Source organism: Mycobacterium scrofulaceum, assembly GCF_002086735.1.
In the GTDB taxonomy this organism is placed as follows: Bacteria; Actinomycetota; Actinomycetes; order Mycobacteriales; family Mycobacteriaceae; genus Mycobacterium; species Mycobacterium scrofulaceum.
This window is the reverse complement of record NZ_MVIJ01000007.1, coordinates 90,306-106,734: the sequence shown is the minus strand read 5'-3', so window position 1 is coordinate 106,734 and position 16,429 is coordinate 90,306. Positions and strand designations below refer to the sequence as shown.

Annotated in this window: 10 protein-coding genes; all 10 read right to left on the bottom strand. The window is 70.0% G+C overall.

Annotated elements, in window-relative coordinates:
• Positions 1–61: 61 nt before the first annotated feature.
• Positions 62–568: a hypothetical protein gene (locus tag BST44_RS06985; RefSeq protein WP_083176040.1), complete on the bottom strand. Its 507-nt coding sequence runs from the start codon at positions 566–568 to the stop codon at positions 62–64.
• 156 nt (positions 569–724) lie between these two features.
• Complete coding sequence (locus tag BST44_RS06980) at positions 725–3,952, bottom strand: arabinosyltransferase domain-containing protein (RefSeq protein ID WP_439330699.1); 3,228 nt, start codon at positions 3,950–3,952, stop codon at positions 725–727.
• Positions 3,949–7,275, bottom strand: coding sequence for an arabinosyltransferase domain-containing protein (locus tag BST44_RS06975; protein WP_083176038.1), 3,327 nt, complete (start codon positions 7,273–7,275; stop codon positions 3,949–3,951). Before BST44_RS06975 ends, BST44_RS06980 begins: the two co-directional genes overlap by 4 nt.
• Positions 7,276–7,360: 85 nt before the next feature.
• The gene (locus tag BST44_RS06970; RefSeq protein WP_083176036.1) at positions 7,361–8,017 is read right to left on the bottom strand and encodes a maleylpyruvate isomerase family mycothiol-dependent enzyme; all 657 of its coding nucleotides are present in this window, start codon (positions 8,015–8,017) and stop codon (positions 7,361–7,363) included.
• A gap of 16 nt (positions 8,018–8,033) precedes the next feature.
• On the bottom strand, positions 8,034–11,312 hold the full coding sequence (locus BST44_RS06965) for an arabinosyltransferase domain-containing protein (protein ID WP_083176034.1): 3,279 nt from the start codon (positions 11,310–11,312) through the stop codon (positions 8,034–8,036).
• Positions 11,309–13,240 carry a galactan 5-O-arabinofuranosyltransferase gene (locus BST44_RS06960; RefSeq protein ID WP_083176032.1) on the bottom strand — a complete coding sequence of 644 codons (1,932 nt, stop codon included), beginning with the start codon at positions 13,238–13,240 and terminating at the stop codon, positions 11,309–11,311. Before BST44_RS06960 ends, BST44_RS06965 begins: the two co-directional genes overlap by 4 nt.
• Positions 13,241–13,242: 2 nt before the next feature.
• Positions 13,243–14,007: a decaprenylphospho-beta-D-erythro-pentofuranosid-2-ulose 2-reductase gene (gene dprE2 / locus BST44_RS06955; RefSeq protein WP_083176031.1), complete on the bottom strand. Its 765-nt coding sequence runs from the start codon at positions 14,005–14,007 to the stop codon at positions 13,243–13,245.
• An 11-nt stretch (positions 14,008–14,018) separates the two neighbouring features.
• Positions 14,019–15,410: a decaprenylphosphoryl-beta-D-ribose oxidase gene (gene dprE1 / locus BST44_RS06950; RefSeq protein ID WP_083176029.1), complete on the bottom strand. Its 1,392-nt coding sequence runs from the start codon at positions 15,408–15,410 to the stop codon at positions 14,019–14,021.
• 32 nt (positions 15,411–15,442) lie between these two features.
• A complete protein-coding gene (locus BST44_RS06945; RefSeq protein ID WP_083176027.1) occupies positions 15,443–15,871 on the bottom strand; it encodes a GtrA family protein in 429 nt (142 codons plus the stop codon).
• A gap of 43 nt (positions 15,872–15,914) precedes the next feature.
• Positions 15,915–16,394: a GreA/GreB family elongation factor gene (locus BST44_RS06940; protein ID WP_065440909.1), complete on the bottom strand. Its 480-nt coding sequence runs from the start codon at positions 16,392–16,394 to the stop codon at positions 15,915–15,917.
• Between the last annotated feature and the right edge of the window lie 35 nt (positions 16,395–16,429).

Sequence of the window (16,429 nt, the reverse complement as noted above, 5' to 3'; positions counted from 1 at the left end):
GGGAGCACTTGCCCGGGGCGCCCAGATAGGGACTTATGGCACTGCCTCGGCGGGACCGCGGCTATACCGGCGCCACGAACTCGGAGGTGTAAAACTCCGCCGGATTCTGCGAGTTCGCGTTGCGCCGCTCGACAATTACCCACACGCCCGTGGTGCCGGGCCGAATGGTGTCCTGCACTGTCGCCGCTCCGTTGCCGGCGGCATCGGTCTGCATGCCGGAGAACGCGGTGCCCGGATCGCCCGGTCCGCAGGTACTCGACGAGGTCCTGGGCATCTGGATGAGTCCAACGTCGAACTGGGTGCCCGGTTCGGGCTCGTCGTAGAGGTGGACCTCCGCGATCGCTTTTGACCCGGTGGTGTGGATCGTCGCGGAACCCGTGCCGAGCATCGGGCTCGGGACCTGCGGGGCGACACTGACCCGGCTGAAATCGCAGCGCCGCAAATAGTTGTCCAGGACGACCGTGGTGCCGCCCTCGGCGCCGGCCGTGGCGGCCCCCGATGTCGCGATGCCGGTGGTCACCGAAGTGACCACGGCCGCACATGTTCCCAAGCGTGTAAGCGTATACATCGGCTCACCCGTTTCCCCCGTGTGAACTGGATCACAGCGGTTTACGGATTAACCCGATCGCGGCCCAATTAAACCTATTGCCGACAATTACTCATTCGTCAATTTGAGCGGTATTTGGCGGCTGACGAATTGTGGTTCGAAACCCCCTATAAACCGCTAGGGCTTAATGCGGATCGGGCCCGGGGACCACCACCCGCTGCGGGTCGCGGTGCCGAGGTCGAGCTGCGCGGGACGCGCATCGGCGATGGTGTCGAACTTGCGCAGCGATCCCCAGTCGCGACCCCAGTCGTGGGACAGGTAGGTCGACATCACGTGCGCACGCAGCAGCAGGTCGGTGATGCCCAGCAGGCCGCCGTTGACGCCGTCCTGCCAGGTGTCGGTGTCCTGCTTCTTGGCGTTGTAGTCCGGCGTGATGCGGAACTTGGGGATCTCGGTGACGCCGTTGACGTGCAGCATCGGCTGCTGGCACGGGAAGGCCAGCCCGACCGCCCAGTCCATCAGCACCGGCTGTGTCGACCCGACGTACTCCTGCAGCGAGCGCAGTTCCGGCACGCGCGGCGGGGTCAGCGCGACCCAGTCGTCCGGCGTCAAAGACAGGTCCTCGGCGACCACTCGCACCGCCACCGCGTCGGCGGGGATCTGCGAGCGTGGGAAGCGAAGGTTGCGCCACACCTTGGGTTGCTCGCCGTACAGGTCGTAGGGCACCAGCCGTCCGGCCGGCAGCACGGAGCCGCCGGGACCGGGCCTGCCGATTTCCAATTCCACGGTCTGCCCGCCGGTGTGGTGGTGCAGGATGCTGTTGCCGGCGATCGTGCCCGCGGCGGTCACCACGACCAGCGGGTGCCCGGCGTCGGCCTTCGGCAGTTGGTACCACGCCGAGGTCAATCTGCTCTGCTGTTGCGCCCCGGTCGCGTAGCTGCCGGCCAGCGGGACCTGATCGGGGTTGAGGCCGTACGGCAGCGGCACCGTCGACCCGTTGATGCCCGGGGTCGTCAGCTTGAGCGGCGCGTCCCAGTCGTAATCGGTGCCGGGCTGGGGCACCGACGTCTCCTTGACCGACTCGGCCAGCGTGCGGTCCGGCACGCCGTTGGGGGTGAAGCCCGTCGGGTTGACCCCGCCCAGCGGCCCCAACGGCCCGAAGTTGTCGGGCAGCGCCGCCATGAAGCCGGCGTTGCTGTCCGGCTCCACGAGGACGTCGTCGGCCAGGCCGCAGCCGCCGCTGAACTCGCGCAGGTTGTCCCAGGCGTTGGAGTAGGTCGGGTACTGGCGAACGATGCCGGCCACCATCGACGCGATGAACACCAGCGCCATGAAGCCGGCCGCCAGCGGGATCGGCGCCGCCGTCAGCGCTCGCGCCAGCCGGCCCTCGCCGTGGCTGGGATCGACGAAGTGCAGCCAGGCCGCGTACACCGCGGTGACCGCGAACAGCGCGAAAAAGATCGTGCTGATCGAGATTCCGCCGATCTTGGGCATGCTGCTGTTGAATGGCACGCCGTAGCTGGAGACATACCACCAGCCGTTGGTGGTGGCGAAGCACAGCGCCAAGATGAACATCAGCGCCGCCAGGAACGCCATCCGGTTGCGCGACCAGCGCAGCACCTTCGGCGACACCAGCACGGTGGTCAGCGCCGCCATCGCGGCGCCCACCGCCGCGAACAGCCCGAAGTGGTGCACCCACTTGGTGGGGGTGAACATCAAAAAGAACATGGTGCCGAAGATGACGCCCATCAGCCGCCAGGCCGGCCCGCGCGCCACGCCGGGAATTCGCTTGCGCCGCAACATGATGAACAACGCCGTGAAGAGGCACAGCGCGGTGACCAAAAAGCCGAAGCGGCGCGAGAGCGAGCCGTCGACGGTGGGCAGAATGAGGTAGTAGTAGCGCAGGTTCTCGGTGTACCAGGCCTGGCTGGGCCCGATCGCGGTCCGGATCCTGGTGGCCTCCAACACCGTTGACAGCGTCTGATCGGCGAACACCACGGTCAGGATGACCGTGCCGGCGGCGAGCATGGGCGCCACCAACGGCCAGGTGCCGACCAGCCGGTGCCGGCGGACCAGGATTCGCAGGATGGGACGGCCACCGGCGACCAGCGCGGCCACCGCGATCAATCCGGTGGGCTGGACGCCCAGGGTGAACGCGGCCGTGATGACCGCCAGCGCCGCTGGCGTCAGCCGGCTGTAGCGCATCGAGCGCTCGATCAGCACGTAGGTGATCAGCGAGCCGACGGCGATGATCGGCTCGGGCCGCAGGCCGTTGTCGAACGGCATCCAGGCGGTGAGCAGCACCATGCCCGCCGCCCAGTTCGCCGGCTTGCTGGCGGCCACCGCGGGTCCCAACCGGGGCAGCACCTCGCGCGAAAGGAGCAGCCAGCAGACGATTCCCGCGATCAGGTCCGGCAACCGCATCCACAGGCTGGCGTCGCTGACATGGGTCATCAGCGCCAGCAGGTTGTAATACCAGCCGAAGGGGTCCTCCGGGCTGCCGAACCAGCGGAAGTAGTTCGACATGTAGCCGGCGTGGTCGGCGACGCGGGCCATGCCCAGGATGTAGCCGTCGTCGGACGAATTCGCCCCGATCACGTGCCAGAGCACGAAGCCGAAGATCACCGTGACGTCGGCCAGGGTGAAGGTGCGCCAGTTCGCGGGGATGAGCCGGCGCATCCGGTGGCCGTCCAGCTGGTCGAGCCGCCACAACGCCACCAGCGCGACGATGGTGGACACGATGGCCAGCACCATCGCGGCCAGCTTCAACGTCGTCGGGGTCGTGGAGAACCGGGTGTCGATGGTCGCCGAGAAGCGCAGCCCGGGCGGCGCCGGGCCGGTGAGATCGGTGAACACCCCGACGATCTGTGGCCGCAGGTTCGGGTCGGGGAACCCGCCGCCGATCGGCCTGCCCGCCGGATCCTTCAGCCCGACGAACGTGGCGAATGCGCCGGCCTTCGTCGAGGTGATCTCGACGCGCTGGCATTGCGAGCCCGCCACCTGATCCCGCGGCGCGCTGGCGATCACCACGTTGCGGTCGGTGACGTCGACGCGCTTGCCGTTGACGACCACGAACAGCGCGTTCAGCGCGGCGTCCTTGCCCTTCTTGGGGGCGGTGCTCAGGATCACCCCGCCCTCGGGCGGCAGGGCGCGCACCACCGAGCACGGCACGGTTACCGTCACGTCGACCGGGGTCAGCGAAATCAGCGGTGCGGTAACGCTGTTGAGTTGACCGTTCTGCGGCCAGTTGAGCGTCGCGGTGGTTTGGACGACCGGCAGCAGCGGCGTCGCGATCGACAGGACGAAACCGATCAGCCCGGCGATCGTCGCGACCCAGCGCGTCACGCGCACGTCTTGCCGGGCGGCCGCCTTGTCCTCGCGGTTGTCCACGGTCATGACGCTCATGGGAGCGCCCGAATCGGTCCCTGCCGGCTCCAGCCGTGCACTGTCATCACACCCTGTTCGATTACGGCCTCCGGCGCCTGATCGGCCGGCACCAACCGGAAGTACTGCTCCACCGATCCCCAGTCGCGGTACCAGTCGCCGCGCAGGTACGTCGAGATCGTCGAGGTGCGCAGCATGGTCTGCAGGAAGAGGAACGGCCCGCCTGCCTCGCTCGATTGCCACCCGTTCGACGACGACGCCGTCTGTTTGTGATCCGGCAGGATGCGGTATTGCGGGAGTTCGGCCACGCCGAGGTGTTCGGAGAACGGGTGCTGGCAGGGGAAGTTCGCGGCGGTCGCGATGTCCATCAGCACCGGCGTGCGCGACCCCATCAGCTGCTGCAGGGTCTGCAGCACCGGCACCCGCGGCGGCGTGAACGCGAACCACTGGTCCGAGCTCAGGTTCGGGTCGTAGGCGACGATGCGCGCCACGTTCGCCTCGGGCGGCGCCCAGGTGAGCGGGAACCGCAGATTGCGCCACGCCGGCTCCGGGCCGATGTCGATCGGCTGCACCTCCGCTAGCGGCTGGGTGGTGCCGTCGGGGCGGGCGATGCCCCACTGCAGTTTCAGCGACTGCCCGTAGGTGAACGTGCCGTCCTCCTTGTACGACCAGATCGCCCCGGACGCCGACACCACGACGATCGGCCGGTCCGGCGTGCGGGGCGGCAGCCGGTACCAGGCCGAGGTGGCCGTGGCGGCCAGCGAGTTCTCCCCGTAGCTGCCCATCACCGGGGTCCGGGCCGGGTCGAGGCCGAACGGCAGCGCCGCGTGCGAGCCGTTGACGCCGAGCGGGCCCTTCCCGCCGGCGGTGCCCGCCGAGTCGCTCATTGCGGCGTTGGGCTTGTTGGGCGAGGCATCGGAATTCACCACGCCCGGCTTGGTCACCACCGGGTACGACCTCAGGTCATCGCCCACGCCGTCGGGTTTGAAGCCGACGGGGTTGCTGCCGCCGAGCGGCCCGTCGGGGCCGAACGTCTGACCGGGCGCCGGCTGCAGCATGCCCGCGTTGGGGTCGGGTTCGGTCAGCACGTCGTCGGCCATCGCACAACTGGAGGGCGACAGTCCCGACGTGATCGCCGCGAGGTTGGCCTTGCCGGTGGTGTAGAGGGGGTAGCGGAAGACCGCGCCCTTGGCCAGCGAGCCGACTTCGCCGATGACCATGATGGTCGCGACCACCAGCAGGGGCGTCGACGCGAGCACCCGGTTGCGCCGGTTGTCCTCGACCTCGGTGTGCCCGGCGTAGTCCATCCGGAAGTGCTGCCACGCGGCCAGCAACCCGGTGAGGATGGACAGCGTCAAGAACATCGACGTCACCGGATGGCTGGCGATGACCGGCTGGATGTCGTACCACGGCACCCCGTAGTTGCCGACGTAGAACCAGCCGTTGACGCCGGAGGTGGCCACCGCCAGCACGAACAGCAGCGCGGTCACGTACAGCGTCAGGTTGCGGCGGTTGTGCAGGCCGATCCGGGCGAGGGCGAAGGCGGTGACGGCGCCCAGCGCCCCGGCCAGACCGGCGAAGGCGCCGAACTGGACAGCCCACTTGGTCGGGGTGAACGTCAGCAGCAACAGGCCGAACGCGGTGGTGCCGATCAGCCGCCAGGCCGGGCCGCTGGCCACGCCCGGGATCCGGCCGCGGCGCAGCAGGGTGACCAGCATCCCGAACAGGCACAGCAGCAGCACCAGCACCGCGAACCGCCTCGACATGGACCCGTCGGGGTTGGACTCGACCGTGAGGAAGTAGTAGCGGAGCCAGTCCTGGTACCAGGCGATCGTCGGCCCGACCTTGTACTTGATGCGCGCCGACTCGGCGACGGTGGCCAGCGTCTGGCTGCGGAACACCACGACGGTGATCAGGGACAGCGACGCCGCCAGCACGGCCAGCGGCGCCAGCAGTCCGTCGGTGGCCCGGCGTCGCCGGATCGTGCGCGCGATGGCCCGCGACCCGGTCAGCAGCGCGGCGACGGCGATCAGCCCCTGCGGCGCCAGCGTCGCGGTGAGCATCGCGACGAAGATCGCGACCGCGGCAGGGGCGAGGCGTTGCAGCGCGATCGCCCGCTCCACCAGTATCCAGGTGACCAGCACGCCGAGGGCGATCAGCGGCTCGGGCCGCAGCCCGTTGTTGAACGGCAGCCAGGCGGCCACGAACACCGCGCCCGCGGTGAGCACCGCCACCCGGTTCGCCGCCAGGCCGCCCCGGCCCGGACCCAGCCTGCGCAGCACCCAATGGCTGATCACCAGCCAGCACGCGATGCCGGCCAGTGTGGCGGGCAACCGCATCCAGACGCCGGCGGTGCTCACCGACGCGAGCCTGGACAGCAGCCCCAGATACCAGTCGAACGGCGCGTCGGTCGTCCCGAAGTAGCGGTAGTAGTTGGCGATGTAGCCGGCCTTCGGGGCGACGCGGGCGATGGTCAGGTTGTAGCCGTCGTCGGAAGAGGTGGCGCCGATGACGTGCCAGAGCAGCAGCGTGGCGATCACTCCGGCGTCGGCGATCCAGGTGGCGATCCCGACGCGGCGCCACGAAGTCCACCTCGCGCGGGGGCGATACCGGGAGAGCCACGCGATCGGGGACTGCCAATTGACCAGCGCGCCGCCGCCGCGACTGCGACGGTCCAGCGCGGCGAGCGCGATGATGGCCGTCAGGACGGCCAGCGCGCCCACGCCCATCGCCAGCTGCTTGAGGGCGGTGGGGGCGGTGATGAACCGGGTGTCGATGTCGATGCGGGCCGACAGACCGGGCTGGGCGGGCACCTTCAGGTCGGTGAATATCCCGCCGACCTGCGGCTTCTTCTCCGAGGGCAGCGTTCCCGCGGCGTTGGGGATGCCGACGAACTCCGCCCCCGACGCGCCCGCGTCGGCCCAGACGTGCAACACGCTGCAGGCCCCGGCGGTGACCGCCGGGCGCGGCGCCGCCGCGGCCACGGTGTCGCGGAACGCGACGACCACCAGGTCCTTGTCGGCGCGCACGAACAACCCGTTCTTGCCGGCGTCGATCCCGCCGGTGGGCAGGGTCGAGACGACCAGGCCGCCACCGGCGGGCAGGGTGGCGATCGCCGCGCACGGGATGGAGATGTCCAGTGCCCGCGGCGCGCCGGACACCAGGGGTGCGGTGATCTGGGTGACGTGCCCGTCCACCGTGCCCTGCGGCCACAGGACCGTCGCGGTGGTCTGCTTGACCGGGAGCAGCGGGACGAGTGCGCACAAGAGCAGTCCCACCAGACCGGCGATGGCGGCCACCAACCGTGGGATCCGCTGCGATCGCTGATTACCGTCGTGGGGCACGAGGGTCGATCGTAAGCGAAGCTCCTTAGTCCGCTGAGGACGCGGGGCCGGGCAGCGGGCCCGCGGACCGGTCGGACAATCGGATTCAGTCCGCTGAGGACGCGGGGCCGGGCAACGGCCGGCGGGTGAGCCGGGCGGCCAGCGTGTCCAGGCCCGGGCCGTCGAGGTCGGCGAGTGCGGCGGGGCGGCCGGCCATCGCCATCAGCAGTGCCTCGCCGGGCCCGGTGACCTCCGGCCCGCGGCCGTGTTCCCAGTCGACGTCGGTGGCGCGCAGGCGCAGCCCCCTGATCCGGCGGCCGGCGCCGATCCTGGGGTTGCCCGGCACCAGGCCCATGACCCGCACGAGCCGATCCGCCGGCACGCGGCGCGGCCGGCCCAGCGCGCGACGGATGTCCTGGTGGTGGATGGTGCCGTCGACGAGCGCGATCATCCCGCCGAACCCCGCCGTCAGGCCGCGTGGTTGGAGGTGGGCACGCAGGAAGTCGAGCAGCTGCTGGGCGCTCAGCCCGGCGAACTCGTCGACGCCCACCTGGTTGGCGCGGACGATCCAGCCCTTGGCGAAGCGCTTCAGCAGCCCGAGCGTGTCGAGCTCTTCGTAGCTGACCATATGCGCGACAACGTCTTTGACGGTCCAGCCCGAGCACAGGCTGGGCTCACCCCACTGTTGCGGTGTCAGCGTGGCCAGGAACTCCGCCAGTTCGGCCCGCTCGTCGCGGGCCATGCTCATCAGGGTGGCCGTCATCGCCCTCCCTCCGTGTTCAGCTCTTGCGCAGCGGGGCGGGGCTCCACAGACCGCTGCGCGTGGCCGTCCCCAGCTCCAGCCGCGCGGGCTGGGCGTCGGGGTAGTACGGCGTCAGCCGTTGCAGCGAGCCCCAGTCGCGCGACCAGTCGTCCTTCAGGTAGGTGGCGATGGTGGTCGCCTTGAGCAGCAGCTCGGTGACCCCCAACGGACCGCCGCCGTTGTTGTCCATCACCGGGGAGTTGGCTTCGGCGCCGAAGCGGTCCGGCAGGATGCGCCACCTCGGCGTCTCGTCGACGCCGTTCTGATGGCCGAACGGCCGCTGGCACGGGAACGCCAGGCCGACCAGCCAATCCAGGAACACCGGGTCCCGCGACCCCACCACGTCCTGCAGCGTGCGCAGGTGCGGGATCCGGGGCGGTGTGAGCGCGATCCAGTGCTGCGGCGCCAGGTCCTCGTCGTCGGCGACCAACCGGATCTGGGTGGCGTTGCCGGGGACGGCCGACAGCGGCAGCCGCAGGTTGCGCCACGCCGGGGAGGCGCCCACGTCGGAGAACTGGAAGGACCCGCCGGGGTGTCCGCCCGCCGCTTCGTCGTCTGTGGCCCACTGGACCTGGACCTCGCGGGGGTCGAAGCGGCCGGCCGCGCTGACCACCAGCAGCGGCCCCGCCTTGTCGCGGGCGGGCAGCCGGTACCAGCCGGATCGCAGATGCGCGGGGACCTGGATGCCCGGGCGCCAGCTGCCCAGGACGGGCGTGCGCGCCGGGTCCAGGTTGTAGGGCAGCTTGGCGACCGAACCGTTGATTCCCGGCGCCGGGGTGGTGCCGCCCTCGGTGCCCGCCTCGGCGCCGGTGACCAGCTTGTCGTCGTTGATGAAGCTGCGGTCACCCGGTCGTTCCATCACCGGATCCGCGCGGACGTCGGCGGGAATGCCGTTGGGCGTGAAGGCTTCCGACAGTCCCGCACCCAGGGCGTCGCCGACCGTGGCGCTCACCGGCGCGAGCATCCCGGCGTTGGGATCCTGCTCCACCAGCACGTCCTGGGCCAGTCCGCAGGTGTGGCCGGTCTTGAAAACAAAAGCAGCCTCGAGGTTGGACCGGCCCACCGTCCACGCGGGGTACTGGTCTGTCACCGCCAGGGTGAGCGACGCGACCTCGAAGACCACCAGCACCCAGGTGGCTATGGCCAACGGGGACTGGACGATTCGTGCCACGCGTGCCCCGTAGCGGGTCTTGGGCGGGCCGTTGTCGGGCGACACGAAGTGGAACCACGCCGCCAGTAGCAGCACCAGGACGGTCAGCCCGAGCAGCGCGGTGGCGAATGCGTAATGCCACGCCGGGAACGAATTCGACCAGGGCACACCGAAATTGGATACATACCACCAGCCGTTGACGCTGGCGAAGGACAGGGCGACCAGGAACAGCACCACCGCGGCGAACATGGTGCGGTTGCGCCGGGAGCGCATCGCCGCCGAGGTCACGGCGACCGCGGCCAGTGCGCCCAGCGATCCGGCCAGCCCGGCGAACACCCCGAAGTGGTGGGTCCATTTGGTCGGCGTGAACATCATCGCGACGAACGAGATGATGGTGATCCCGACGATGCGCCGGCTCGGCCCCGCGGCGGTGCCCGGAATCCGGCCCTTGCGCAACGACATTGCGACGGTGATCGCGAGCGCGAGCACCAGCGCCAGCACCGCGAAGCGGCGGGCGACCGACCCGTCGGGGCTGGCCATGAACAACCGCTCGTAGCGAAGGTGTTCGTCGAACCAGCTCAGGCTGGGCCCGACGGCGCGCTTGAGAGCGGTGGCCTGGATCTCGCCGGCCAGCGTCTGGTCGCGGAAGATGAGGATGGCGGTGACCGTGACCGCGGCCAGCAGGGGCGCCACCAGTGGTAGCGCACCGAACAGCTTGGATCGGCGGTGCAGGATGGTCCGCAGCGGCCCGATCGCGACCAGCAGGGCGCCGATCGAGGCGATGCCCGTCGGCCCGGAGAACAGCGTCAGCGCGCCGATGATGCAGGCGGCCGCCACCGGCAGCAGCCGGCTGGTGGCCACCGCGCGCTCCACCGAGCACCAGGTCAGCAGGATGCCCAGCGCGATGATCGGCTCGGGCCGCAGCCCGTTGTTCAGCGGCAGCCACACGGCCAGGAACATCCCGGCCGCCGTCCACGCCGCGCCGCGGTTCTGTTTGACGGCGTGCCCCAGGCGCGGCATCACCTCGCGGCTGATCACCCACCAGCACGTCAGCGCCATGGCCAGGGTGGGCAACCGCATCCAGATGCTGGCCGTGCTGACGTGGGCCCACAGCGCCAGCAGGTCGTAGTACCAGCCGAAGGGCGCCTCCGGCGTGCCGAACCAGCGGTAGTAGTTGGCCATGTAGCCGGCGTGCTCGGAGACCCGGGCCATGGTCAGGATGTAGCCGTCGTCGGACGTGTTGGCGCCGACGAATTGCCACCACACCAGCACGGCGATGACCAGGGCGTCCAGCCCGCTGAGCGACCACCAGCGCGACGGCAGGAAGCGCCGGTGCCGGGTGCCGTCGGCGGTGTCGAGGACGTGCAGGGCGATCAGGGCGGCGGCGGTCAGCACCAACCCGAGGATCATCGCCGCCATCTTCAGCTGGGTGGGGCTGCTGCTGTAGCGGGTGTCGATGGTCGCCGAGAAGCTCAGGCCCGGCGGCGCCGGCCCGCTCAGGTCGGTGAACACGCCGACGATCTGGGGCCGGAAGTCATAGCCGCTCTTCTCGCCCCGCAGCGGCGCGCCGGGGTGCTCGGCGTTGGGGCCCTGGGTCAGCCCGACGAATTCGGCGGTGACGCGGTCGGCGTGCGCGGTGAAGGTCAGCCGCTGGCAGGCGGGGCCGAGCACCTGGTTGAGCGGGGCGGTGACCACCGCGACGTTGCGCACGACGAGCACCAGGTAGTCGTTGGCGCGCTGGATGAGCAGCCCGCGGTCGACGGCCTTGGGCGCCTGCTTGGGCACGGTGGAGAGCAGCACCGTCTTGCCGGCGTTCCGCGGGCCGGCCAGCCCGGCGGCGGCCTGGCACGGGATGGTGACGTTCAGGTCGGTGGCCACGTACCCGATCAGGGGTGCGTCGACGCTTTCGAACGTGCCGTTCTGCGGCCAGTTCAGCTGGGCCGTGGTCTGGTTGACCGGCAGCAGGGGCGTGGCGATGGCCAGCAGCGCCCCGAGCAGCCCCGCGACGGTAGCTACCCACCGAGCGATCCGGTGGTTCGCTCCCGTGTCGGTCACGGTGGTTGATGGTAGTTCTTCGGCGCGTGAGGGCGAGGTGTCGGTGCTCATGGGTGCCCCGGCGCCGGTTTGCGAATGGCCAGCACGAAGGGGCCGGCGCTGTGGACGACGAACTGCGGGCTGTCGAAGAGGGCGGCCCGCAGATCGACGGTGTAGCGGCGGACGTTGGGCTGGTTGGGATAGACGTCCTCGGCGAGCCGCAGCGTGTAGTTGCCGTTCGCGCCGCGGCGCATGAGGAACACCGTGGGCGGTGGCCACGGGCAGGTGTCGAGCGCGTGGATGAGCTCGCCGGCGGACTTGAGCTTGGACCACTTGTTGATCTGGGCGGCCCGCAGGTCGAACTGCGCGAGCGGGTTGGCGTAGTGCGACGTCAACCCCTGGAATCCCCAATAGGGATAGAAGGACAGGAAGCTGTAGTCGGCGGTCATCACGACGGTCTGGTCGCGGGGCCGGCCCGTCACGGTCGTGATCGCGCGGTCGATGTCGGGGTAGAACTTCTCCGAACTCGGCGGCCGCCGGTCGCCGCGCTGCCCGTCGCCGTCGGTGTCGGTGTAGGCGACGGTGAGATCCGGCCGCAGCACGTCGGGAATGTCCTGGCTGAACGCGATCGCGGCGGCCAGCCCGACGGCGGCGGCGACGGGGAGCACGGCCCGGCCCCGCGCGGACAGCGCCCGCACCGCCTCGACGAAGCCGAACGCCCCGGCGGCCACCAGCAGCACGGTGAGGGTGGGCTGCAGCCGGAACGACAGCAGGGTGGTGCGCGCCAGAGTGGTCAGCATCGACAGCAGCGACCACAGGTAGACGGCCAGCACCCCGATGGCCAGGGCGCCGGCCCGCACCGACCACCGGGCGCGGACCACCAGCCACAGCGCGCCCAGCAGGCAGACCGCTCCCAGCAGGGAGAACTGCAGCATCGGGAAGGTCAGCACGGCGCCGTCGGCCGGCAGGTAGTGCTGAGCGCTGCCGGAGTTGCTGACCGGGCTGCGGGCCGCCCGCAACAGGAAAGGCAGCCAGGTGGTGCTCGCGATGGCCGCGGCGATGACCGCGACGACGGCCAGCCGGCGCAGCGGGTCGAGCGCGGCGCGGAAACCTCCTTGTCGCCAGCGCAGGCCGGCCAGCCACAGGGCCATCAGCGCGACCGTGAACGCGCCGAAGGCGAACAGCAGCGTGTACCAGGTGGCGGTCCAGCCGAGGAACAGCCCGGCGCCGACGACCGCGGCCCACCCGCTTCTTGCGTCGACCGTCACGCCAGCGTGGCCGTCGGCGTCCGGCGCCACGCTGGCGTGACGCTCGCGGTCGCCGGCGCGCAAGCCCGACCACGTCAGGACCAGCACCGGCGGCAGCAGCACGGTGATCATCGCGGCGTACGGCTCGGGCGAGCCGTAGGCGAGCGTCGCCGCCGCCGTCGCGGTGGTGACGATCAGCGCGTACTCGAAGCGGACCATCCGCCACCACAGCACGAGGGCGACGGCGACCGCGACCGCGATCGAGGTGACGGCCCACGGCTTGTAGACCTCCCAGGCCGGCGTGCCGGTCAGCGCCGCGGCCCGCCCGCCGATCCAGAACCAGCCCGGCGGGTAGAACGGCGGCAGCCCGAGGTAGGTCATGTCGCGCAGGGCGGGGCTGTCGGCCAGCCGGGTCAGGTACTCGGTGCGGAATTGCTGGTCGACCGAGATGCCGAACAGGTACAGCTTGGTCGCGCCCAGCGGCATGCCCAGCGTCACGACGGTGAACGCGGACACGAACGCCAGCCCGCCCAGCCGGGCGAGCCACCGATACCGCCGCCACGCCCACCCCGCGGCCAGCAGGCCGGCCAGGCAGCCGACCTGCCCCACGGTGGTCAGCGCGTGCAGCTGGTTCGACGACGGGAAGGCCGGCCACTGCACGCGGGAGATGGCGACCAGCGACACGACCGCGACGACGACGGCCACCGCGGCCGCCAGAGCCATCTGGCCCAGCGCGGCCAGCGCGTTACGCATGATCAGATTGGCAGCTTGCGGAAGACGCTCCGCGGAATGTGTCGCAACACCATCATCACGTAACGGAATGCTGCCGGCGCCCAAACCAATTCCTTACCTTTTGCGGCCGCGGTCACCGCGAGGTTGGCGACATACTCCTTGTCGACGGTCAGCGGCGCCTCCTTGACGTGCGCGCTCATCCGCGTCCGCACCTGGCCGGGCCGGATCACCAGGACGCGAACCCCGTACTCGCGCAACGCCTCGCCCAGGCCCAGATAGAAGCCGTCCAGTCCCGCCTTGGTGGACCCGTACACGAAGTTGGACCGCCGCACCCGCTCACCGGCGGCCGAGCTCATCGCGATGATCTGGCCGAAACCCTGGGCGCGCATCTTCTCGGCCAGCAGCACCCCCACCGAAACCGCTGCGGTGTAGTTGATTTCGGCGGCCAAGACGGCCTTGTGCTGGTTCTGCCACAACTCCTCGGCGTCGCCGAGGATGCCGAAGGCGACGATGGCCACGTCGACGTCACCGTGGGCGAAGGCCGCGTCGACCGTCTTCGGGTGGCTGTCGGGGTCGGTGGCCTCGAAGTCGATCATCTCCACCGAGCGCGCGCCCGCGGCCTTCATCTGGGCGACGGCGGCGTCGCGGCCCGGGTCGTTCGGCATGGCGGCCAGCACGATGCGGGCGTGCGCGTTCTGCAGGTAGCGCTCGCAGATGGCCAGCCCGATCTCGGAGGTACCGCCGAGCAGCAGGATGGCCTGCGGATTCCCCACGGCGTCTAACACCATTGGCGCACCATTTACAGCAGCTCCAAACGTCGGGCCATGTCCGAGGCGAACACCCCTGCGGGATCCACCTTGCGGCGCACCGCGATCCACTCGTCGATGCGTGGGTACATGGCGTGGAAGGTTTCGGCGCTCGCGCGAGAATCCTTGGCCGTGTAAACCCGGCCACCGAATTCCAGTACGCGCCTGTCGAGTTCGTTGAGGAACTCGTTGATGCCCGGCTTGTTGGGAAAGTCCATCGCGACGTTCCACCCGGCCATCGGGAAACTCAGCGGTGCGCGGTTGCCCGGGCCGAACAATTTGAACACGTTCAGCGCCGAGTAGTGGCCGCGGGTCTGGATCCAGCGGATGATGGCCTTGAATTCGTCCATCGCGTCCGGCGGCACCAGGAACTGATGTTGCGCGAAACCCATTGGGCCGTAGGCATTGTTCCAGCCGCTGACCAGATCGAGCATGTGGTAGAACTGCGACAGGTTCATGATCTTGCCGGTGTAGGTGCCGCCCAGCCGGTAGTACACCTCGCCGATGGCCATGAAGGAGAGCTTGTTCATCGCGCTGACGGGAAACACGTTGGGCACCGTCAACAGTTGCGGCGCATCGAATTTCAGCGGATTCTCGGCCAGCTTGGCCGGCAGCTGGTCCAGCTTCGCCAGGCTGCCCCGGCTGACCGCGGCCCGGCCGAGTTTGGGTGGCGGGCTGATCAGGTCGAACCAGGCGCTGGAGTAGGTGTAGTTGGCCTCGCTGCCGTCGAGGTGAACGGCGACCGTCTCGTCGAGGTCCCGGGTGGCCACCCCGTCGGCGATGAAGTACGCGGTCTCCGTCGGCGTCATTTCGATGGTGGCGCGCAGCACGATCCCGGTCAGGCCGTTGCCGCCGACGGTGACCCAGAACAGCTCGGCGTCGTCCCCGTCGGGGGAGAGGGCGCGGACGGTGCCGTCGGCCATCAGCAGGTCCATCGAGCGCACGTGATTGCCGAAGCTGCCCGCGCTGTGGTGGTTCTTGCCGTGGATGTCGCAGGCGATCGCGCCGCCGACGGTGACCTGGCGGGTGCCGGGCAGCACCGGGACCCACAGCCCGAACGGGAGCGCCGCCTTCATGAGTTGGTCCAGGCTGACGCCGGCGTCGACGTCGACGAGCCGGGTGTCGGCGCTGATCGAGTGGATCCGATTCAGGCCGGTCATGTCGATCACCAGGCCGCCGCCGTTTTGGGCGTTGTCGCCGTAGGACCGGCCCAGCCCGCGCGCGATCACCCCGCGCCCGTTCGGGCCGCCGGATTCGGCGACGCGGGCGACCGCCTTGGCGATCACCTCGGGGTCGCGGGTCGAGAGCACCTGGGCCACCGACGGCGCGGTGCGGCCGAAGCCGGTCAGCCGGGCGGTGGTGGTCGGAACGTCGGTGCTCAACATCGTCAAAGAGGGTACCGCTTGCGAACGTCGGGTCAGTGGATGCGGAAGATTACCGCCCGCTGCACGATGAAGTTGATCACCGTCGCGGTGCCCTGCGCGATCACGAACGCGACGGGTATCGCCCAGCCGCGATAGTGCAAAAGCGCCAGGCACAGGTGGTTGAGCCCGACCTGTACGGCGAAGGTGACGCCGTACAGGATCATCACCGCGACGAAGCGCGCGGTGCTCGGGGCCGCCTGGAACGTCCACCGCCGGTTGATCAGGTAGGCGGTGATGGTGCCGACGACGAAGCTCGTGGCCTTCGCCAGGTCGACCTGCACGCCCACCGCCTGGTACAGCAGCAGGTAGAGGCCGAAGTCCACGATCCCCGCCAGGCCACCGGTGACGACGAACCGCGTCACCTGCGTCGTCAGACTCAACTGCGGGCCCGGCGGCGCGGCATCGGGCGGCGGGGCAACCATTGGGGGGAGTCTAACCGGGCCGCACGGACTGCCCCGCGACGCTTCAGCGGGGCAGCTTGACCGCGATCAACTCGACCTGATCCTCGCCCTGCGGCGTCGAGTAGGTCACCGTGTCGCCCGCCTTGTGGCCGGCCAGGGCCTGGGCCAGGGGGCTGCGCGCGGTCAGCGTTTCCCCTTCCCGGCCGACGGGCGTCTCCTCGACGATCGAGATCACGTGCATCGTGACCACCTCGCCGTCGGAGAACCGCAGGGTCACCTCGGTGCCCCCCGGCAGGGTCTCCGATGCGTCGGGCTGCGACGGCCCGGTCCGCAGGCGCCGGTCCAGCTCGTTGATCCGGTCGCTGAGCCCGACCAGCTCCTCGGCGCGCTGGATCGCCTCGGCCGCGTCGCCGTGATCGCCCACCATGCCGCGGTCGTTGCGGACTTCGACCTCGAGGCGGTCCCGCCGCTGCCGTAGCCGCTCCAGCTCGGCGGCGAGGTTCGCCCGCGCCGCATCCGCCGCTGATTGGACCTTTTTGCTCACGTCAGGGGACCTTTCGCCCAGGTTGCTCGGGTGGC

Coding starts and splice junctions, on each gene's coding strand:
- BST44_RS06985 (WP_083176040.1), bottom strand. CDS start 568: ATGTATACGCTTACACGCTTGGGAACATGTGCGGCCGTGGTCACTTCG.
- BST44_RS06980 (WP_439330699.1), bottom strand. CDS start 3,952: ATGAGCGTCATGACCGTGGACAACCGCGAGGACAAGGCGGCCGCCCGG.
- BST44_RS06970 (WP_083176036.1), bottom strand. CDS start 8,017: ATGACGGCCACCCTGATGAGCATGGCCCGCGACGAGCGGGCCGAACTG.
- BST44_RS06965 (WP_083176034.1), bottom strand. CDS start 11,312: ATGAGCACCGACACCTCGCCCTCACGCGCCGAAGAACTACCATCAACC.
- BST44_RS06960 (WP_083176032.1), bottom strand. CDS start 13,240: ATGCGTAACGCGCTGGCCGCGCTGGGCCAGATGGCTCTGGCGGCCGCG.
- dprE2 (WP_083176031.1), bottom strand. CDS start 14,007: ATGGTGTTAGACGCCGTGGGGAATCCGCAGGCCATCCTGCTGCTCGGC.
- dprE1 (WP_083176029.1), bottom strand. CDS start 15,410: ATGTTGAGCACCGACGTTCCGACCACCACCGCCCGGCTGACCGGCTTC.
- BST44_RS06945 (WP_083176027.1), bottom strand. CDS start 15,871: ATGGTTGCCCCGCCGCCCGATGCCGCGCCGCCGGGCCCGCAGTTGAGT.